At 35.9% G+C, this 20,739-nt stretch carries 19 protein-coding genes and 1 other RNA gene; 10 read left to right on the forward strand and 10 right to left on the reverse strand.

From position 1 onward, the window contains the following. Positions 1 to 7: 7 nt before the first annotated feature. Together DFQ08_RS07500 and DFQ08_RS07505 are read right to left on the reverse strand one after the other, a co-directional pair. Entirely contained in the window at positions 8 to 346 is a 339-nt protein-coding gene (locus DFQ08_RS07500; protein ID WP_114309326.1) for a CCC motif membrane protein, read from the reverse strand. Between the two features lie 14 nt (positions 347 to 360). Continuing rightward, positions 361 to 663, reverse strand: a complete 303-nt coding sequence (locus DFQ08_RS07505) for a DUF2752 domain-containing protein (protein WP_114309329.1) — start codon at positions 661 to 663, stop codon at positions 361 to 363. 163 nt (positions 664 to 826) lie between these two features. Here DFQ08_RS07505 and DFQ08_RS07510 point away from each other — a divergent pair, with 163 nt between their 5' ends. After that, entirely contained in the window at positions 827 to 1,042 is a 216-nt protein-coding gene (locus tag DFQ08_RS07510; protein ID WP_245935393.1) for a hypothetical protein, read from the forward strand. Next, positions 1,032 to 1,589, forward strand: a complete 558-nt coding sequence (locus DFQ08_RS07515; RefSeq protein WP_114309332.1) for a Smr/MutS family protein — start codon at positions 1,032 to 1,034, stop codon at positions 1,587 to 1,589. The genes DFQ08_RS07510 and DFQ08_RS07515 overlap by 11 nt, the downstream gene beginning before the upstream one ends. Here DFQ08_RS07515 and DFQ08_RS07520 read toward each other — a convergent pair. Beyond that, the gene (locus DFQ08_RS07520) at positions 1,586 to 2,536 is read right to left on the reverse strand and encodes a hypothetical protein (RefSeq protein WP_114309335.1); all 951 of its coding nucleotides are present in this window, start codon (positions 2,534 to 2,536) and stop codon (positions 1,586 to 1,588) included. The genes DFQ08_RS07515 and DFQ08_RS07520 overlap by 4 nt on opposite strands. An 86-nt stretch (positions 2,537 to 2,622) precedes the next feature. On the opposite strand from DFQ08_RS07520, the gene DFQ08_RS07525 reads away from it, so the two are divergent. Continuing rightward, complete coding sequence (locus DFQ08_RS07525; protein ID WP_114309337.1) at positions 2,623 to 3,768, forward strand: cysteine desulfurase family protein; 1,146 nt, start codon at positions 2,623 to 2,625, stop codon at positions 3,766 to 3,768. Here DFQ08_RS07525 and DFQ08_RS07530 read toward each other — a convergent pair. From DFQ08_RS07530 to DFQ08_RS07540, 3 genes are all read right to left on the reverse strand, one after another. After that, on the reverse strand, positions 3,765 to 5,585 hold the full coding sequence (locus tag DFQ08_RS07530) for a T9SS type A sorting domain-containing protein (protein WP_114309340.1): 1,821 nt from the start codon (positions 5,583 to 5,585) through the stop codon (positions 3,765 to 3,767). The two genes, DFQ08_RS07525 and DFQ08_RS07530, sit on opposite strands and share 4 nt — an antisense overlap. Before the next feature lie 139 nt (positions 5,586 to 5,724). After that, the gene (locus DFQ08_RS07535) at positions 5,725 to 8,193 is read right to left on the reverse strand and encodes a TonB-dependent receptor (protein ID WP_114309343.1); all 2,469 of its coding nucleotides are present in this window, start codon (positions 8,191 to 8,193) and stop codon (positions 5,725 to 5,727) included. A gap of 115 nt (positions 8,194 to 8,308) precedes the next feature. Continuing rightward, on the reverse strand, positions 8,309 to 10,024 hold the full coding sequence (locus tag DFQ08_RS07540) for a M23 family metallopeptidase (RefSeq protein ID WP_114309347.1): 1,716 nt from the start codon (positions 10,022 to 10,024) through the stop codon (positions 8,309 to 8,311). A gap of 338 nt (positions 10,025 to 10,362) precedes the next feature. Between DFQ08_RS07540 and DFQ08_RS07545 the strand changes: the two genes are divergently transcribed. The 4 genes from DFQ08_RS07545 (at position 10,363) to rny (ending at position 12,786) form a co-directional block, all read left to right on the forward strand. After that, the gene (locus DFQ08_RS07545) at positions 10,363 to 10,653 is read left to right on the forward strand and encodes a hypothetical protein (protein ID WP_114309351.1); all 291 of its coding nucleotides are present in this window, start codon (positions 10,363 to 10,365) and stop codon (positions 10,651 to 10,653) included. 20 nt (positions 10,654 to 10,673) lie between these two features. After that, the gene (locus DFQ08_RS07550; RefSeq protein WP_114309354.1) at positions 10,674 to 10,961 is read left to right on the forward strand and encodes a cell division protein ZapA; all 288 of its coding nucleotides are present in this window, start codon (positions 10,674 to 10,676) and stop codon (positions 10,959 to 10,961) included. Positions 10,962 to 11,022: 61 nt separating this feature from the next. Next, positions 11,023 to 11,153: non-coding RNA, 6S RNA (gene ssrS, locus DFQ08_RS07555), on the forward strand. A 55-nt stretch (positions 11,154 to 11,208) separates the two neighbouring features. Then, positions 11,209 to 12,786 carry a ribonuclease Y gene (gene rny / locus DFQ08_RS07560; RefSeq protein WP_114309357.1) on the forward strand — a complete coding sequence of 526 codons (1,578 nt, stop codon included), beginning with the start codon at positions 11,209 to 11,211 and terminating at the stop codon, positions 12,784 to 12,786. A gap of 39 nt (positions 12,787 to 12,825) precedes the next feature. Here the strand turns inward: rny and DFQ08_RS07565 are convergent, their stop codons facing one another. Together DFQ08_RS07565 and xerA are read right to left on the reverse strand one after the other, a co-directional pair. Then, positions 12,826 to 14,007, reverse strand: a complete 1,182-nt coding sequence (locus DFQ08_RS07565) for a sensor histidine kinase (protein ID WP_114309361.1) — start codon at positions 14,005 to 14,007, stop codon at positions 12,826 to 12,828. 240 nt (positions 14,008 to 14,247) lie between these two features. Continuing rightward, the gene (gene xerA / locus DFQ08_RS07570) at positions 14,248 to 15,156 is read right to left on the reverse strand and encodes a site-specific tyrosine recombinase/integron integrase (protein ID WP_114309366.1); all 909 of its coding nucleotides are present in this window, start codon (positions 15,154 to 15,156) and stop codon (positions 14,248 to 14,250) included. Between the two features lie 138 nt (positions 15,157 to 15,294). Here xerA and aroQ point away from each other — a divergent pair, with 138 nt between their 5' ends. Then, positions 15,295 to 15,720: a type II 3-dehydroquinate dehydratase gene (gene aroQ, locus DFQ08_RS07575; RefSeq protein WP_114309368.1), complete on the forward strand. Its 426-nt coding sequence runs from the start codon at positions 15,295 to 15,297 to the stop codon at positions 15,718 to 15,720. 616 nt (positions 15,721 to 16,336) lie between these two features. Then, positions 16,337 to 16,975: a porin family protein gene (locus DFQ08_RS07580; protein WP_114309696.1), complete on the forward strand. Its 639-nt coding sequence runs from the start codon at positions 16,337 to 16,339 to the stop codon at positions 16,973 to 16,975. Between the two features lie 177 nt (positions 16,976 to 17,152). Here the strand turns inward: DFQ08_RS07580 and lpdA are convergent, their stop codons facing one another. After that, positions 17,153 to 18,529 carry a dihydrolipoyl dehydrogenase gene (gene lpdA, locus DFQ08_RS07585; protein WP_114309371.1) on the reverse strand — a complete coding sequence of 459 codons (1,377 nt, stop codon included), beginning with the start codon at positions 18,527 to 18,529 and terminating at the stop codon, positions 17,153 to 17,155. A gap of 168 nt (positions 18,530 to 18,697) precedes the next feature. Beyond that, entirely contained in the window at positions 18,698 to 19,189 is a 492-nt protein-coding gene (gene msrB, locus DFQ08_RS07590) for a peptide-methionine (R)-S-oxide reductase MsrB (protein WP_114309380.1), read from the reverse strand. A gap of 140 nt (positions 19,190 to 19,329) precedes the next feature. Between msrB and DFQ08_RS07595 the strand changes: the two genes are divergently transcribed. Continuing rightward, positions 19,330 to 20,733 carry a glycogen synthase gene (locus DFQ08_RS07595; RefSeq protein WP_114309382.1) on the forward strand — a complete coding sequence of 468 codons (1,404 nt, stop codon included), beginning with the start codon at positions 19,330 to 19,332 and terminating at the stop codon, positions 20,731 to 20,733. Positions 20,734 to 20,739: the final 6 nt, after the last annotated feature.

Genomic DNA, 20,739 nt, shown 5'->3' on the forward strand with positions numbered 1-20,739 from the left:
TATAAGTTTAAGGTTGTGGCCCAAAAATCTCTTGCATTCTTTCTTCCATTAATTCAGGGTTTTGCATGGCTTCTATACCTATAGCGGTGTACATCCAAATGATCAATATAACCATTACTATACTAAGTACAACACCAATAATCCCCATAATTTTACCAGCTTTTACATTTCCGTAACCTGTGTAGCTTTCCGGAGCTTCCATAAAAAGTTTGCTTGCTTTTCCGGCGAGTATAATAGCGACGATACCAAAGACTAGTCCCGGTAAACCGTAGCAACAACAGCCTATTATTGATAAAATTCCCATGATGAGAATTAAAGTTCCATTAGGTATTGGTTGTTTTTCCATAATTAATTTGATTTTTAGTTGATTAAAAAAGTTTTGATTATAAAGCTTGTAACAATAATACTAATATTTAATAAAAAAAGGCCTAAAATGATACGATGTCCATTAGCATACTGAAATTTAAGATGTAAAACCAAGTAAGCAAACATTATAATTAAGGTGTATATGGCAGGATACATATAGAAGGCTCCAACAAAATCACCTTCTAACAATAGATTAAGTGCACGTTGAGTGCCACAACCCATACAGTCTACCTTAAAGGTTTGCTTCCATAAGCAGGGTAACATATAGTCTTCAAGTCCTGTTGTAAGTAATAACATACGGCTAAAATAATTAATTTGTATTAGACATTACAGTCCAATTCAATATAAAAATAACACCACGCAGTATTGGTTTGTCTCTAGACGTCTTGATTTCTTTTATAAAATAGCGTCAATTAATACTTCTAAATATTACTTTTGCACCGTAATACAATACTTATATATGAATATCTCAAGAGTCATTAATACCATTTCTATTATTGTCGGTGGTGTTTTAGCATTATACGCACAAAGTCAGGCCGATTCTAACCCTTACGTTTTAATAGGTGGGGTCTCTTTATTAATGTTTGGAATTTATAGAACCTCTAGAAATATTCCGAGTAAATACGATAAGCCAGAAGAATCGTTTGTAAAAACAGAAAACGAACATGAAGTTTAAAAAAGGAGATCAGGTTGAAACTATAGACGATGCTATTACAGGTGTAGTTACTAAGGTTTCAGATGAAATAGTGACCCTAGAGGATGTACAAGGATTTGAGTTTCAGTTTGAAGCCCGAGAATTGATGCTTGCCGCTTCTGGACATTCATTGGAACGCTCTATTTATAATACAGATTTTGAAGCTGTTAAAAGAGAGAAAGCCTCTAAAAAGCGAAAATCGGCACCTACTGTGAAGCCTAAGGAACGAAATGCTCCAAAATTTGAGGTAGATCTCCATATTCACCATCTGACGAAATCTTATAAGCATATGACAAGTTTTGATATGCTCAATCTTCAGTTAGATACGGCCAAGGGACAATTAGAATTTGCCATGCGTAAACGCATACCAAAAATTGTATTTATTCATGGTGTGGGAGAGGGCGTTCTACGTCAAGAATTAGAAACCCTTTTCAGCCGTTATAATAATGTTACTTTTTATGATGCCGATTATAAAACTTATGGACTAGGAGCTACTGAAGTTCGTATTCTTCAGAATGTAGCGCCTTAATTGTCGTAATCATCAGGATTAAAATCTTCAATTTCTGTAGTTAAGGTTCCTAAATTAATTTCAGTAGATCTAAAAATGGTTAAATCTGTATCCGTGACTACAAAAGAGGTTTCAACGGTTCTTGTGTAAGAATTGGTATACGCATCGTAATCTTCAAAAGTATAAGGCGTAGCTTCTTCACTATTAAGGTAAAGTTCAACCAATATGCCGTTAACAGAGATACGGTCGTCACCAGGACCATTTTCGCCATTAGCATCTTCTAAGCGTGTAGGAACGTTATCACCATCATCATCAGCATCCAAATAATTAGGAATACCATCACCATCCGTATCTAAAGGATTTGTTAAAGGGTCATCATCTCCATCGGCATTATCGTCGTCCAATTCGTTTGCCGTTAGTACATTATCTCCATCATCATCAATATCTAAATAGTTTGGGATACCGTCACCATCCGTATCTAGAGAATCCCAGTAAATACCATTTTCATCAGGTAAACCAGCGAGGCCTTCATCTGCAGTTGGTACGCCATCGTTATCATCATCTTCAACTGTAGAAGTTACGTATATTGTGCCAGAACCCGCTTCGTAATCTTCTTTAACAGAAAGACCTGAAGGCGATACAACGGCACAGACATCGTCTGAGGTTAAGGCTCTATTATAGGTTCTGTATATAAATCTAGTGGTACTCGCATCAATAGTTAGAGTTTCTGGAGAACCTTCAGTTGTAGCATGAGTAAAGAAGGCATCGTTGATGTCTTCACCTTTTTCAAAAATTAAAATCAGTGCTTCATTAGGATCTTCACGGGTGTCATAGACCAAATGATACTCTTCAAAGTTGTCGCAATAGGCGAGTTCTTCGTCAAAATCTAAATCTATAGTTAGGATATCGCCATCATCACAGGCGGTAAATAGGGTAAGACAAAAGAAGATTAATAATGGGCGTATCATAGATTCTATTTTCAACAAAAATAATGGATTTGTAAAATTATAACGTTGGATTAACTAAATAATTTTATTTACAATATTTTTGCGTCATGAATTCAGTATATCTCGATAACGCAGCCACAACGGCATTACGACCAGAAGTGGTGAAACGAATGACGCAAGTATTAAATGAAACCTATGGTAATGCGTCGTCTAGTCATAGTTTTGGACGTTCTTCTAAAGTGCTTTTAGAACAATGTAGAAAGGATATTGCCCGTTATTTTAAGGTTTCGGCCTCAGAAATAGTTTTTACCTCAGGGGGTACCGAAGCTGATAATTTAGCACTAAGAAGTGCAGTAAGGGATCTTGGAATTAAGGAAATTATTACCTCGAGAATTGAACATCATGCTGTTTTACATACCGTAGAGCAATTGGAAAAAGAATATGCAATAACGCTAAAGTATGTGGATTTAGATGAGTGCGGTAGGGTTAATTATACCCATCTCGAAGAATTATTGCAAGCCGCAGACCAGCCTCTTGTAAGTTTAATGCATGTTAATAATGAAATTGGAAATATTTTAGACCTTAAACGTGTGGCAGAACTCTGTAAAAGTTATAAGGCCTTATTTCATTCCGATATGGTGCAATCCATAGGACATTACCAAATCGATTTGGAAGCGATTTCTGTTGATTTTATGGCGGCCAGTGCCCATAAGTTTCATGGTCCTAAAGGTGTTGGCTTCTGTTTTATACGAAAAGAATCGGGATTAAAACCTTTAATTTTTGGAGGTGAACAAGAGCGCGGGTATAGAGCAGGAACCGAAGCTATACATAATATAGTAGGAATGGCTGAAGCGCTTAAATTAGCTTATGATAATCTTGAGGTTGAAAAACAATACATTTTAGAGCTTAAGACCTATTTTGTTGAAGCATTAAAAAAAGAGCTTCCTAAAACAAGTTTTAACGGACGTTGTGAATCCCAGGAAGACAGCACGTTTACCCTACTTAATGTGTGTTTACCTATTGCACCTGAGAAAGCTTCAATGTTGCAGTTTCAGTTAGATTTAAAAGGCATTGCCTGCTCTAGAGGAAGTGCTTGCCAAAGTGGAAGTAACCAACAGTCTCATGTATTAACAGCTATTTTAGATGTTGAACAATTAAAACAACCTTCCGTTCGGTTTTCATTCAGTATTTTTAATACCAAGGATGATGTAGATTATGTTATTGATGTACTCAAAGCCTTTACAACCGCTTAATGCTTAATGATGATTTTCTGTGTTTTTAAAGCGTTCTGCGTACGGGTGCTAATATGTACCACATAAACACCGTTGCTTAAATTAGTTGTCGGTATGGTGTATTGCGTATGCGTAGTGGTGTAGGTTTGTTTCACCACTTGTTTTCCTAAAACATCATAAAGACTGATGGTTTGGACATCTAAGCCTGTTGGATTCTCTACCGATACTTCTTGTGTTTTATTTAATTGCTTAATGCTTAAGTTTTCGCTATCTAAATGATTGATGTCTAAAGTGTTTTCCGTAGCAAAAACGATTTCAAAACGGTCGGTGTAGAGGCCGGGTGCGATATCTAATTCGTAATCATTAGCTCTAAGGTCGGTATACGTGTTCGTGGCGGTATCATGTAGGTAAATGCTCTGTGTCTCTTCAAAATTCTGAATGTCGAAAATTCTAAAACGTAAAGGTTGTTGGGCTTCAATAGTTAAAGTTATAGGAATACTCAGTTCCGTTTCAAAAGGATAGGCTTGTGCTAAATAGATGACATCACCCAATGAAAAATAGGCGTCGTTAGCACTTGAAGAACTACCTTTTAACTCTAAACCATAATCAAATCCTGCTGTGGCGGTATCGTGAAAATTCAGCAGCAATTGTTTAGTGAAAAAGGTGCCATTTACAGCGAAATCTACATTAATTCTGAAGCGTTTAAAATCACTTGGAACTATAGGGAGTCCATTAGTTTGGTATTGAATACCTCCATCGTCTTGGGTTTCATTATCATTTTGATTTCTGAAAAAATAACTGTTTCCATCTGAAACTTTAGCAAAGGCACGATGTTCATTTTTTGTATATACCATTGCTGGTGCAGAAATTGTTCCCGCAGCGCCTTCTATCATAAAACCTTGCCCTATCGGAATATAACGTCGTGCCGATTTTACCCCATCTTGAGGTGTGGAGAGGGGATACGTATTGTCTTGCTCATCATAAGTCATAAATTCAGCAGGGGAATCTGTGATTACAGTTCCTGTGGCATCAATGGTGAAAGCATAATACCCACCTCTATACTCTTGTAAGATGTGCGAATTAACGGAGCCGTCTTGTTCCCAATATAGTAAAGTTCCTGTTATAGCGGCTTGATTGTCTGAATCATGAATAAATGCTGCAGCGTCTAAAGCACTCGGGTAGGGATTACCTATTAAGGTGTTTAGTCCATTGACAACATTATTGGTAATTGTACCATTATTAGGTTTGCCTCTAAAATCGTAACGTTGACTGCCTGTGTCATTGGTTCCATTTCCTTTCATTGTAAATCCTAATCCAGGTAGAATAGCTCCAGAACTACCCACATAAATCCAATCGGCATAGTTTGTAGAGGTTTGGAAAGTCCATAACCAACGTTCAGAAATTGTAAGCGGGCTAGAACTTCCGTCGTAACTGCTAGTGAATAAGGCATCCGTACTAGAGGTTAAGCCTAAAGGGTCGTTAGCGGTTGGTATGCCTGTAGCTGCATCGATTAAGTTAACACGGGCGGGTTCATTACCAAAGGCGGCCGAATTATTGCCCACCGGTGAGCACCAATAATTATAACTCCACTGGTTAGCTGTCCCTGTTTGGTAGACACTTAATTGGCCTACACCGGAATTACCGGTAAGGCCATCACCTTGTAGAAGTTGGGCTTCGTCTCTTAAATATATTTTAGAATCGGTATCATTAATATTAACGTCATCGGTAACGTAGAGGTATTGATTTTTTACAAAGATATAAGCGTTATTCTGAACGCTAAGTTGGGCAAAAGATAGGCTACAACTTAATAGCAGAAATGAAAAGAGGGATAGTTTCATAGTTCTTAATTTTTATCACTAAAGTCTAATAAGTTGACTTAAAGCACCTTATTGTATCAAATATAAGAAAATTAAACGCGTGTTAGTTGCTGAATTCTTTCAAAACCTTACTCATTTCTTGCTCTTAATATTCTGAGCCTTAGAATCGTGCGGACATTCTTAGGTTAAACACACGTGGTGTTAAATAATTAGGAATGGCATACTGAGCTTTAGAATACACGTCTCTCACCCAAGTATTGGTAATGGAGTTTTGGTTGTTAAACATGTTGTAAATTTCAAAACCAATTGAGAGTTCTCTAAAGGCTGTTTTCCATTGGGCGTTGTATGTTTTTTCTGGATTTATCAGCTGATAAGAAATCCCTAAATCTGCACGGCGGTAATCTCGTAATCGCAATTGGTAGTCGTAAGGATCAGCATAACTTGGAGAGCCTCCAGGGACTCCGGTGTTATAAACCAAGTTAAGGTACATTTTAAGATCGGGCATATTAGGAACATAATCCTGAAATAATGCTCCAAATTTTAAGCGTTGATCTGTAGGTCTTGCAATATAACCACGATCATCAATGTTTTCTTCGGTTTTTAGGTAACCAAAACTAAACCACGATTCGGTTCCTGGTACAAATTCCCCATTTATTCTTAAATCTAAACCATAGGCATAAGCAACAGCATCATTATTCGCACTGTAACGAATTCTAACATTTTCTAGGGTATAAGGGTTCACGTCGGTCATGCCTTTATAGTAAGCTTCAGTTACTAATTTAAAAGGGCGTTCCCAAATTTCAAAACTGTATTCATTACCTAAAACCACATGGAAAGATTTTTGTGCTTTTACATTGGGTTGAATGGTTCCCGACGAATCCCTCAACTCTCTATAAAAAGGCGGTTGGTAATAAAGTCCGGCTGCAACTCTAAACAGCATGTCCTTATCCCAATTGGGTTTGATGGCAAATTGCCCTCTTGGACTTATAATGGTCTGAGAATCGCCTGTGCTAAACGTATCACCGCTTACCACCCAACTATGCGATCTTACACCGGCGTTGTAAAAAACCTCATGGCCATTCCACTCGGTCTGCTTACTGTATTGTAAAAAGGCTTGAAACCTGTTAATTTGAACGCGGTTGGTTACTCTAATATTCTGATAGGCGGTTAAAGGTCCCGAAAACGCCTCATAAGGTTGTGGGTTGTTCCCGCTAACTAAAGGCGGTCTAATGGAAAAACCGGCAGAATCTATCACTTCATATTCTACCAAACGGTCTCTAATATCTTCATGAGTGTATTTCGCAGACCATTCTAAAGTACTTTCATCATCAATTTTATAATCTCCACGATGTTCTACATTGATAATAAAAGCATCCAAATCGTTACGGGCATGAGTTAATTGAGATCCAATACCTTCACTAAATTCAACGTCCCCTAAATTTTCGTCTCCAATACTGGTATTAACTTCACCTAATCGGTATTGTGCTAAGATGTCAAAGTATTCTTGCTCTGTAGTTTGGTAGGCTGAAGCTAAAAGTTTTAGCGTCACTTGATCATTTAGAAAATAATTGGCTTTAAAGGCCCCGAAATAGGTTTGATATTGATCTTTTTCTTGACCGTCATAAAATACTAAAAGTGCAACAGGATCATCTATGGTTCCGAAATTGGTTTGTCTATTTTCAGGTTGAAAATTGTATTTGTTAGATGAAATTGTTCCTAAGAAATTAAGGTGGAATTTACTAGAAAACCTATAAGTCAGGAAGGTTTGAGCATCTGCAAAAACGGGTTCTACATTACCTTCGGTTTCAAGACTATTTAAAAGTAAGCTGTTATCGCGGTAACGTACGCCGGCAATACCGGAGAATTTTCCATCTTTAGAAACTGTTTCTGCAGCAAGGCTACCGCCTAGGAGACTTAAATCGGCTCTAATTCCGAAATCTACAGGGTTTCGGTAAGTAATGTCTAAAACTGAAGATAGTTTATCGCCATATCGGGCTTGAAAACCACCCGCAGAAAAATCCACATTTTGAACTAAATCGGTATTCACAAAACTTAAACCTTCTTGGTTTCCTGAGCGGATTAAAAAAGGTCGGTAAACTTCAATATCATTAACATAGACTAAGTTTTCATCAAAATTTCCCCCTCTAACAGAGTACTGTGTACTTAATTCATTAGAAATATTAACGCCGGGTAATGTTTTTAAAATATTCTCTACGCCAGGTTGTGCGCCTTTTATCGTTCTTATCATTTGTGGCGAAATAGAGGTAACCCCATCTACAGATTGCCGAGTATTGGTGTTAATAACCACCGTGGCAATTTGCTCAACATCCATAAGCATTACCGGATTGTATTCTATTTCTTGACCGTTCTTTAAGAGAAATTTCTGTTCTACACGCTCGTGAGAAACATGACTAAAAACTACCGTTACCTCTATGCCATATGGAATTTTAAGCTCGTAAAAACCATTGCTATTGGTGGAGGTTCCTTCGCCTGTATTGGTGGTAATATTGACACCTTCAATAGGTTGGTGGGCTTCATTGAGAATTACACCTCTAACGATTGCAGATTGCGAAAAAGACAAAAGACTAAAAAATAAGCCAATGAGGACGGTAAGATATGAGCGTTTCAAATATGATGTTTTTAGTGTGGTTAGGAAGCCAAGGTCATAATAAATTTAAGAAAACACCTGTAATAGGCGTTAAAAGCATAAAAGTCTAACAGGTATTTATCTGGGTTCTAATTTACTACTTTCTAAAAAATGTTGCTTCAAATGTAGAACTATTTCCTACATTATCCGTGACAATTATTTTTAATTCGTTTTTAGTGTCTTTCACCACGTTATCATTAAAATCATGGACCAATGAATTGGTTTTATAATCGTATTCCATTAAAATCCATTTTCCGTTTACCGTAGCTCTGTACTTGCTGATGCCTGTAAGTTTATCTTCAATCTTTAATTTTAGATAACGGTAGTTGCTAATCCATTTTTTATTGGTGAAATTTACCGGAGTAATCACAGGAGGTTCGGTATCCATAGCTAAGGCATAAGTTCCTAAAGCTTTTGTCTTTGCGATTAAACGATCGCCTTTACGAGAGGTGGAAACGTAATAGGGTTTTTTATAGTTTCCATAAAAACGCGCAATGTACAACTTGTTTTGGTGCTCTGCTTTATAGTGACTCAAATCGTAATTAATATAAAAATTCTGTTGCATCGGTAGTTTATCCTCTCCTAAAAAGAGCGTATCTGAATTTACTTTAAAATCGATATAAGCATCATCATATAAAGTGTTTTTATAAAAGTCTACCGTAAAATTCCCAGAAGTCAATGTACTCTTTTTGTTGTTGTAGACTAAAGATTGTTTGGAGCGATTAACAGGATTATCGTCTTTTTTTAAAGGCTCATATTTACCATCAATAGGGATAACTACCCAAGATTCATTACCGTGATAATCTCTTACTCTTACTTTATAAACAGAAGCTGTGCTATCTTCAACGTGTACATAGCCTTGATCATAAGCATCTTTATATAGACTAAGTGGGTTATTAGGTTCAATAAATAACTTTTGAATTTTTGTTCGGTGTTTAATGTAATACTCATAATCCACCAGGCGCCTTATGTGCTTAGTTTCATCAAAACTAAAACGCTTAAAATCGATCTCTAAACTTTTATTACCATTAAAAAAGGATTGAATATTACTTACACCGTTGTTGTTTGGGGCCAAATCTTGTTTGTCATTGGCGGTAATCCCGAAACCTATATTGCCGTAAGCTGTAATTTTTTCTACAGCGTAATCACCATTTTTCTTAGGAATAAGTCTTAAAGGAACACGTTCATTTTTTCCATTTATCGTAGCATTTTCATCTCTGGGGTAAGCAAATACAGCCGTAACGTATGGAGATATAGAATCTTTAACCTCCATACCAAAAAGTAAGGGATTTATAGGGCGTTCTAAATTATCCCTAATTTCAAAATGTAGATGAGGCCCTCCAGAGCCACCAGTGTTACCCGAATAACCAATAACTTCATCTTGTGCAATTAAAAGTTCTTTTGAATGCGGAAAGACCTCCACCTCAAATCGCTCTTTATCATACTGACATTGCTTAATATAATCTTCTAAGCGTTTAGAAAATTTTTGAAGATGACCATACACTGTGGTGTACCCATTAGGATGTGTAATGTAAAGCGCTTTACCGTAACCATAATGTGAAATTTTAATTCTACTAATATAGCCTTCCGCAGCAGCATAAACTTTTAAACCCTCGCGTTGTTGCGTTTTAATATCTAAGCCACCATGAAAATGGGTAGATCGTAATTCAGCAAAGGTTCCCGACAAGACTAATGGAATGTCTAAGGGCTGTCTAAAATAATCTTGCGGATATTCTGATTCTTCACCTGTAGTGATATCAGGTTGCCCATAAAGGGAACAAGAGATAAGAAAGAGAATTAAAAATTGTTTCATAGAAATAGCTATAATAGCGAAAATATTAATTTGCTTACAGTTTCCAAACTGTTCAAGGGGATAAATTTAGTAACGTCTTATTTTAACAGAACTTATATGCGTTTGAAATAAATGTGAGACACAAGGCTAAATTTTGGGTCTGATTTTTGAGAATGAAAGTAAAATGAAAGCTTAACTGTTGGGAAACTTGGGGGTTAGCTGTCATAGAAACAGATTGCTGTGAAATTTTAGAACGATAAGCTTAAAAAATCGGTGGCTTTAACAAAAAATAATTGTAAAAGAATTGTGATTATTCAATAGGTATGTTAACTTTGTTTTAATAGTATTGAATTGCTTTTATGAGTAAAATAGAAGACATTGTTGATGCACTAGAAAATAAAATCAGTAAGATTTTACACAAGCAAACCGTTTTAAAACAAACCAATGCTAAGCTAGAAAGTCAATTAGAACAGCAACAACAAAAGCTTTTAGAACAGCAAGAAGAAATTTCTGCATGGGTAGAAAAATATGATACCCTCAAAATGGTAAATTCAATGCTAGGTAGTGACGAAAATAAACGAGAAACAAAACTCAAAATAAATGCACTTATTAGAGATATAGACCATTGTATTGGACAACTCTCAGAATAATATTGTAAATTTAGATTATAATGCCTGAACAATTAAAAATTAAACTTTCTATAGCCAATAGAGTTTATCCGTTGACGATAAACCCTAGTCAGGAGGAAGGTTTACGTAAAGCCACAAAGAATATTGAGGCAATGATTGGGCAATTTGAGCAGAATTACTCTGTAAGAGACAAGCAAGATGTTTTAGCCATGTGTGCTTTACAATTTGCAGCTCAAGTAGAGCAAAAGTCAATAGATAAAGAGTATGTTAATGAAGAAGTACAGGAAAAGTTAGAAGCTTTAAATGAACTTTTAAATCAACATGTTTAACTCGTACGTTCTTTAAAATAAATAAAAGGTTACTGCCTACATTAGTTATATTTTTTGATAAACTCAACGATCAATTCTTTAAAAAGGGTGAGTTTAAGTTGTAAAATCGTGCTGTTAGTGCTGAACTTGCTTCAGTAGCTTAGACAGATTTTTGATCAGCTTGTTAGCCCTAAACTTGTTTTTAAGGAGTTTATACAAAACCGATACTAGTGTAGGCTTTTTTATACACTAAAACTAAATTATAAAGATGGATAATTACGCAATAATGTTTATTGTAGGAGGAATACTAGGAGGAATAATAATAGGATATTTAATCGCTAAAGCTTTAGAAAAAGGTAAAGCGTCTAAGTTGATTGCCAGCGCAGAAATCGAAGCACAATCAATTTTAAAACAAGCCAAATCTGATGGTGATTCCTTAAAAAAGGATAAAATACTGCAGGCCAAAGAGAAGTTTATTGAGTTAAAATCAGAACATGAAAAGGTGATTTTTTCTCGCGATAAAAAAATGGCTGAAACTGAAAAACGCATTAGAGATAAAGAATCTCAACTTTCTAGCGAGTTAAGTAAAGCAAAAAAATCAAATCAATCTTTAGAGAGTAAAATAAAAGATTACGATTTTAGATTGGAGTTTTTAGACAAGAAGCAAGAAGAAATTGAAAAAGCGCATAAAAATCAAATTAAGCAATTAGAAGTTATTTCATCGTTATCTGCAGAAGAGGCGAAGTCGCAATTAGTAGAGTCTTTGAAAGAGGAAGCCAAAACAGATGCCATGGCCTTTATTCAAGACCATGTTGAAGAAGCTAAATTAACCGCACAACAAGAAGCTAAGAAAATAATTATAAACACCATTCAACGTATCGGTACAGAAGAAGCTGTAGATAACTGTGTTTCTGTATTTAATATCGAGTCGGATGACGTTAAAGGTCGTATTATTGGACGTGAAGGGCGAAATATTAGAGCCATTGAAGCTGCAACGGGTGTAGAGATTATTGTTGATGATACTCCTGAAGCTATAATTTTATCTTGTTTCGATTCTGTAAGACGAGAAATTGCACGCCTATCTTTACACAAATTAGTTACCGATGGTAGAATACATCCGGCACGAATTGAAGAGGTGGTGAGAAAGACAGAAAAGCAGATTGAACAAGAAATTATTGAAGTAGGAAAGCGTACGGTCATCGATTTAGGAATTCATGGATTACATCCAGAATTAATTAAAATGGTAGGACGTATGAAATACCGTTCGTCTTACGGTCAAAACTTATTACAACACTCACGTGAGGTTGCAAAACTATGTGGGGTGATGGCTGCAGAATTAGGATTAAATCCGAAATTAGCCAAACGTGCTGGTTTACTACACGATATAGGAAAAGTACCATCATCAGAAACCGATGTGGAAACACCTCACGCTATTTTAGGTATGCAATGGGCTGAGAAACATGGAGAGAAACCAGAGGTTTGTAATGCTATTGGAGCACACCACGACGAAATTGAAATGACCACTTTGTTATCTCCAATTATTCAGGTTTGTGATGCTATTTCAGGAGCAAGACCAGGAGCAAGACGTCAGGTTTTAGATTCTTATATCCAACGATTAAAAGATTTAGAAGATGTGGCCTTCGGATTTACAGGGGTAAAGAAAGCTTATGCAATCCAAGCTGGTAGAGAGTTACGTGTTATTGTGGAAAGTGAAAAAGTATCGGATGATAAGGCTGCAAGTTTATCGTTTGAAATCTCTCAGAAAATACAAACGGATATGACTTATCCAGGACAAGTAAAAGTTACTGTGATAAGAGAAACAAGAGCGGTAAATATTGCAAAATAAAAACGCTTCACATTATATAGACCTAAAACGCACTCTAATTTAGAGTGCGTTTTGCTTTTTAAAGCTAAGTGAAAAAGCGGTGCCATGATTAAGGTTGCTTTCCACTTGAATCTCACCATTTAATGCCTCCACTTGAGTTTTAGTAATAAAGAGACCAATGCCTCTAGAGTCTTTGCGTTTGGTGCCATGAAAGGTTTTATAAATTTCAAAAACTTGATCTTTAAATTTATTCAGATCAATACCAATTCCGTTATCCGAAATTAAAATCCTGACATGGCTTTCGGTTTCCATAGATGCTATAGTAACTTCAGATTGTTTGTTAGGGTCTGAATATTTAATGGCATTAGAGATTAAATTATATAAAACACTTTCTAAATAAGCTTTATTGGTCAATAAAACGACCTCTTTTCTAACGTCGTTGTGGATACGGACCTCGTTTTTTTCACTTTCTAAGGACAGACTGTTTATAATCGTGGACGTAAAAGGGTAGAGTTCTACGCTTTCATTAAGTTCGCTAATTTTTGATTTAGATTTAATGCTTACAATATCATCGAGATCTTTAATGGTCGTTGATAAAGATTTAGAAATAGTCTGCAAGTGCCCCATTAGGGTGCCTTTTTCAGTTTCGCTAGTGGCTTCATTATAAAATTCTAAGATATTTTTAAAATTTCCAATGTGTGTTCTTAGATTATGAGACACAATATGCGTAAAACTGTATAGCCGCTTATTTTGATTGGTAATGACGTCTAATTTCTTTTTTAAGAGGTCTTCACTTTGTTTGCTTTTAGAAATATCGGTGTGCGTTCCAATAATCCGTGTGGCTTTTTGGTTGGCATCGCGCTCTACAACTTTCGCCTTGTCTAAAATCCATTTGTATTGCCCATTTATACCTTTTATACGGTATTCATGTTCGTAAAGTAAATTAGGACCTTCTAAGAACTGTTTAAAACTTTCAAAATACGCTTCGCGGTCTTCCGGATGTACTTGCTCATTCCAATATTGTGCATTATTAAAGGAGTAGTCTTCAGGATAGCCTAATATATGTTTAGATTCTTTAGAAAAATGGACCTCATTTTTATGGATATGCCAATCCCAAAAGCCGACTTGCGATAATTCTAGAGCATGCTTATATTTATTAGCTTCAAAAGTTGCAGCTTGAGAATTAAAAATGTTATAAGATATTGATTTAATGTTTTTTAGCGTTAGGGCAATAAAATTCATTCTAGTGGGCTTTATTTTGAGACCCTTTTCTTTTCAGAAGGTCACAATATTAAACCTTGTTTAACAACTCTAACAGTATTACGTTTGGCCTTGCCTTTACTGGATTTATGGCACTTTTATTCAGAATGGCGTATAGATGAAGACCTTGAAAATAATTGTATAAGTCTTTGTGAAGATTTCACGTTTCAGTTGTTATGATTTTGAGCTTGTAAAGCCCTTTTTTTCTTGATTTTGGAGTCTTTAATTTCTAGGGTGAAACTGCTCTAAGATATCACTAAGGTGTGTTCGGTTTACATGCATATAAATTTCTGTTGTTGTAATGCTTTCATGACCTAGCATCATTTGTATAGCTCTTAAATCCGCTCCATTTTCTAAAAGATGTGTAGCAAATGAGTGTCTAAAGGTGTGTGGAGAGACGTTTTTCTCTATTCCAGTGGTCTTTACGAGTTTTTTAATGATGGTAAAAACCATAGCTCTCGTGAGCTGACGTCCTTTGTAATTCAAAAAGAGTATGTCTTTAGAGTCGGCCTCGATAGCAATATGAGCTCTTATAGCCATCCAAATAGAAATGAATTTTTGGGTCGATTTTCCAATCGGAACAAAACGTTCTTTATTCCCTTTTCCGTTCACTTTAATAAAGCTTTCTTCAAAATAAAGATCTGAAATTTTTAAGGCAATTAACTCACTTACACGTAACCCACAACTGTATAGGGTTTCGAGCATGGCTCTATTGCGTTCACCTAGATTAATACCACTATAAGTGTAGGTTAAATCTATCGCATTTATAAGTTTATCAATGTCTTCAATAGACAAGGTATCGGGAAGTTTACGGCCAATTCTCGGGGTTTCAATAAGGTCTAAGGGATTGGTTGTTCTGTAATCTTCAAAAATGAGATAGTCAAAAAAATTACGAAGTCCCGATACTAACCGGGCTTGAGACCTGGGGTTTATTGATTTTGAAACCGAATAAATAAAAGACTTCACCACCGTTGTATCAATAGTTAGAGGTGTTACCTTTAGGTCTTCAGCAGCCAAATAGGTCATTAGTTTTTTTATATCGTAACTGTAATTCTCAATAGAGTTTTTAGATAAACCACGTTCAATTTGAAGATAATGTTTGTAGTCTGCGAGTGCCTGATCCCATTTCATAGTTAAAAATAAGTATTTAAAAGTTTATAGAATCTAATATCTCAAGGATATTTCTTTTGTGCGTGTGGAAAAGGATTAAAATGAAAACCGAAGTGAAGGCTACATTTTTTTATACTGTAATTTTAATATCTTTACTTTATGAAAAAGTTGATTATAATAAATGGGCCTAATCTTAACTTATTAGGAAAACGCGAAACAAATATCTACGGTAATTTAACCTTCACCGAGTTTTATGAAGCTGTTGTGAAAAAATATCCTGATGTCGATTTAACCTATTATCAGTCTAATATAGAAGGAGAACTCATTGATAAAATTCAGGAAGTTGGCTTTAGTTATGATGGTATTATTCTTAATGCGGCCGCTTATACACACACTTCAGTAGGCATTGGTGATGCCGTTAAGGCTGTTACTACACCGGTTGTAGAAGTGCATATTTCTAATACGTTTTCTAGAGAAGAATTTAGGCATCAATCGTATATCTCACCAAATGCTAAAGGTGTTATTTTAGGTTTTGGTCTACAAAGTTATGAATTGGCTATTGAGAGCTTTATCAGTGCCTCTTAAAATCTTTCAGAAATAACACTGAACAACGGGTTATTGGAGTTGAAGTCGTTGGTGAATGCCACGGCTTTTGTATGGAATTAATACAATCCGGAATAGGGATCGGCTGCGTATTAATGATGTGTTGGTGGTCATAAACAATAGGAAATATATCTTTTTTTTGTTTTTTTAATGCCAATTTACCTTCGGGCGTTTTTATGTTATAAAATCCGTTTTACTTCGGAATAACGACGTTGACATATGATACGTCTTGTATGGATGCTACGAGGTATGCTTCACTTAGCGCTGTAATGTTTTATAGCTCTTCAATAAAATGATTTACAGTTGACCTTAACTTTAAGGGACAACGTCTTCCAGAAATTAAATTTGATAAACCTTTTATTTTAAGGGAAGCTCACTTAAAATTCCACTTTTTGACGATGCGCTATAAATTTCAAAATAGGTGCTTTAATGGCATAAGAGTTAATGATTTCTTGATTTGAGCAGCCTTTAAAATAAAACTTTTCCGATTGATTTATGTGTTTGATTAACAACTTGTTAAACTGCTGTTAAGTCCTATGGCTAGGTGGTTTCGGGCTTATAGCTTTGTGGTATTAACCCAAATAAAACAATGATTAAAATGAAAAAATTAATTGCATTTACCGGCGTATTTTTAATAGCATTAACTTCAATTAATGCACAGTCAGATTCAAAAATGGTACAACTTGGAGCTAAGGGAGGGGTTAACTTTTCTAAGCTTAGTGGTGACGATTTTGATGATGTCGATTCAAGAACAAGTTTTAATGCCGGATTGGTCGCTGAAATTCCAATTTCAGAACGTCTTTCTTTTCAACCCGAGGTGTTTTATTCCGGACAAGGATTCGATATCGCTGAAAGAGATCAGGATAATGTCTTTGATACCGATGAAAATATTGAATATCAATTAGATTATATTCAAGTGCCTTTACTACTTAAAGTGTATTTAGTGAAAGGACTTAGTGTTGAAGCAGGACCTCAATTCGGATTTAAAATTCATGAAGAGTTTGATTCACAACCTAACGATGATGGTGGTGATATTGAAATTGATAACGACGACTCTTATGTAAAGGATTTTGACACGAGTGTGGCCTTAGGAACATCGTACAAATTTGATAACGGTTTCTTTTTAAGTGCACGCTATAATATTGGTGTAACCAGTATTTTTAAAGATGATACTGTATTTGACGGTGTAGATGGTAAAAATGATGTATGGCAGTTTGGTTTAGGGTTTATGTTTTAATCCTAAACGCTAATAAAGATAAAAAAGCCTCAGACTAATCTGAGGCTTTTTTACTTTCTAAACGACCTTATCATTTTAAGTCTAAATGTGTAGACTAGTTTGCTTAAGGTCGCAACCTAAAAAAAAGTGATTTGAAAAACTTCAAATCACTTTATTAATTATAAGGATACGGTCTTCTTATAAATGAATAACTTCATCGTATGCTGCAGCAACGGCTTCCATTACCGCTTCACTCATTGTTGGGTGAGGGTGAACAGCTTTTAAGACTTCATGACCTGTAGTTTCTAATTTACGGCCTAAAACAGCTTCAGCAATCATATCGGTTACACCGGCACCAATCATATGGCAACCTAACCATTCGCCATACTTAGCATCAAAGATTACTTTTACAAAACCTTCTTTATTTCCACCTGCACTAGCTTTACCAGAAGCAGAGAAAGGGAATTTACCAATCTTAACGTCTAAACCTTGTTCTTTAGCTTGAGCCTCAGTTAAACCAACACTAGCAATTTCAGGAGAACAATAGGTACATCCTGGAATGTTACCGTAGTCTAAAGCTTCAACATGTTGTCCAGCTATTTTTTCTACACAAAGAATTCCTTCAGCAGAAGCTACGTGAGCTAAGGCTTGACCTGGAGTCACATCTCCAATTGCGTAATAACCAGGAATGTTAGTTTGGTAGAAATCATTGACTAAGATTTTATCTCTATCAACAGCGATTCCTACATCTTCTAAACCAATGTTTTCAATGTTCGATTTAATTCCAACTGCAGAAAGTACGACATCTGCTTCTAAAACTTCTTCTCCTTTTTTAGTCTTTACGGTTGCTTTAACACCACTTCCAGAAGTGTCTACAGACGTTACTTCAGCAGAGGTCATAATTTTGATACCCGATTTCTTAAAGCTACGTTCTAATTGTTTAGAAACCTCATCATCTTCAACAGGTACAATTTTATCTAAATACTCTACAATGGTAACTTCAGTTCCTATAGAGTTGTAGAAGTAAGCAAACTCTACACCAATAGCTCCAGAACCTACAACAATCATTTTCTTAGGTTGCTCTTCTAAAGTCATGGCTTGTCTGTAACCAATCACTTTTTTACCATCTTGTGGTAAGCTAGGAAGTTCGCGAGAACGTGCTCCTGTAGCAATAATAATATGGTCGGCAGAATATTCTTTACCATCCACATCAATTTTCTTTCCAGTTTTTAAGGTTCCATAACCTTCAATAACGTCAATTTTGTTCTTTTTCATTAAGAACTTAACGCCATTACTCATTCCATCAGCAACACCACGACTACGTTTAACAATGGCATCAAAATCATGTTCTGCATCGTTAACTTTTAATCCGTAATCTCCAGCATGTTTTAAATATTCGAAGACTTGAGCCGATTTTAAAAGGGCTTTTGTAGGAATACAACCCCAATTTAAACACACACCACCAAGACTTTCTTTTTCTACTACCGCAGTTTTAAATCCTAATTGTGATGCTCTAATTGCAGTTACGTAGCCACCAGGACCACTTCCTAATACTATAATATCGTATTTACTCATGGGTAAGTTTTTTTTATTGAATTTTTGTATTTACAAAAGTAACAAATTCCAAAAAGAAAATCCCAACATCAGAAGCCTTTAAATTGCATTAAAATACAAGACCAAGCTATTTAGACCCGTTTTGCTTAAAACGAATGTTTTACGGGAGAGAAAGCGGCTATGAGAACATTAATCTTCTGTAGGGATAAACTTCAGAGCAGCACCGTTAATACAATGGCGTTTTCCAGTTGTCGCCTTTGGACCGTCGTTAAAAACATGCCCCAAATGGCCGCCACAAGTAGCGCAGTGTTCTTCATCTCTTGTATAGCCCAGTTTGGTGTCGCTACCAAAGGCTACATTATCTCCAATAGGGCGGTCAAAACTTGGCCAACCAGTACCAGAGTTAAATTTGTGTTCACTTTTAAATAAAGGGGTGTCGCAAGCAGCACAAACATAGACGCCTTCCTCATGGTTGTCGTTCAATGGGCTAGAGAACGGACGTTCCGTACCTGCTTCTCTAAGAACTTGGTATTGTAGATCGGTAAGCTGAGCTTTCCATTCGGCATCCGTCTTTGTTATAGCGAAAGGAATGTTTTTAGTTTTATTCTCATCGTTTTTTTGAGCCGTACCGTTACAGCTAAATAAAAAAATGGTGAAGGTAATTATAAGGAGATTTTTCATTTTCAAGAGCTTTAAAATTGATTTTATTCTCTTGGTCGTAAAATCCTCTTGAGAATTACTTATTTCTTTTATTTATTTTAGGAAATGGTTGAATTTTCCCAAAAATATTTGTTAAATTTAGAAACAAATTGACCGAATAGATGAAGATATTCCATTTAAGCGCAGAATGTTACCCTATAGCTAAAGTTGGGGGCTTAGCAGATGTGGTTGGGGCTTTACCAAAATACCAAAATGATAATGGAGAAGACAGTGCCGTTATTATGCCTTTCTATAAAAATCCGTTTACAACCACCCATAATTTTAGCTCTGTTTTTGAGGGGCATGTGCATTTAGGGAATACGTCTTATGCGTATCAAATTTTAAAGACATCCGATGTGTCTTTAGGGTTTGAGGTGTATTTTGTTGCTATTGATACCTTATTACATACACCATTTGTATATTCTGAAAATGATGTCGATAGGTTTTTGGCCTTTCAGATTGCAGCTTTAGATTGGATTTTAACCTTAAAGCAATTTCCAAATATTCTGCATTGCCATGATCACCATACGGGGTTAATTCCTTTTATGACACAAGAGTGTTATAAATATGAAGCCCTAAATAAAATTCCTGTTATTACAACCATTCATAACGCGCAATACCAAGGATGGATGACGTATGAACATTTGCATAAAATTCCTCCATTTAATATGGAACATATTGGTTTGTTAGATTGGGATAAGGTGATTAATCCTTTGGCCGCAGCAATAAAATGTGCTTGGCGGGTTACCACCGTATCGCCGAGCTATATGGAAGAGTTGAAGCAAAATGCCAACGGATTAGAACAGTTGTTAGCGCACGAAAGTGGCAAAGCCGTTGGAATTTTAAACGGTATTGATACCGAAGTGTGGAATCCTGAAACGGACGATTATATTATTGAAAACTATAACGCCACAACAGTCGGTGCAGGAAAAAAAGCAAATAAAAAGTGGCTTTGTAAGCTATTCAATTTAGATGAAGAAAAACCTCTAGTAGCTTTTATTGGGCGTCTAGTGGGTGAAAAAGGTGCAGAATTATTACCAGAAGTGTTTCATAAAGTCTTGCAACAAGAAGCTGTGAATATTTTGCTTTTGGGGTCAGGACATAAAGATACAGAAGAACAATTAAGCCAATTAAGGGCCAACTATAGTGGAAATTACAACGTGTACATCGGCTACGATGAAAAATTGTCTCATATTATATATGCAGGGGCCGATTTCCTTCTGATGCCTTCGCGTGTTGAGCCGTGCGGACTTAACCAAATGTATTGTCTGCGTTACGGAACGGTTCCTGTGGTTCGACGGATTGGAGGATTAAAAGATACCGTTGTAGACCTTAATGACAACGGTTTTGGTATTTGTCACGACGATGTTACGGTCTCTGATATAGCCTATGCGGTGCATCGTGCTTTAGAATTTTATAATGATACAGCCCAATTTCAAGCCAATAGAAGATTTATAATGAGTATTGATCACTCATGGAAAACTTTAGCAAAAACCTACATAAACTTGTACAATTCAATAAACTAACAACAC

It is taken from the genome of Winogradskyella arenosi, from assembly GCF_003337305.1.
Taxonomy (GTDB): Bacteria; Bacteroidota; Bacteroidia; order Flavobacteriales; family Flavobacteriaceae; genus Winogradskyella; species Winogradskyella arenosi.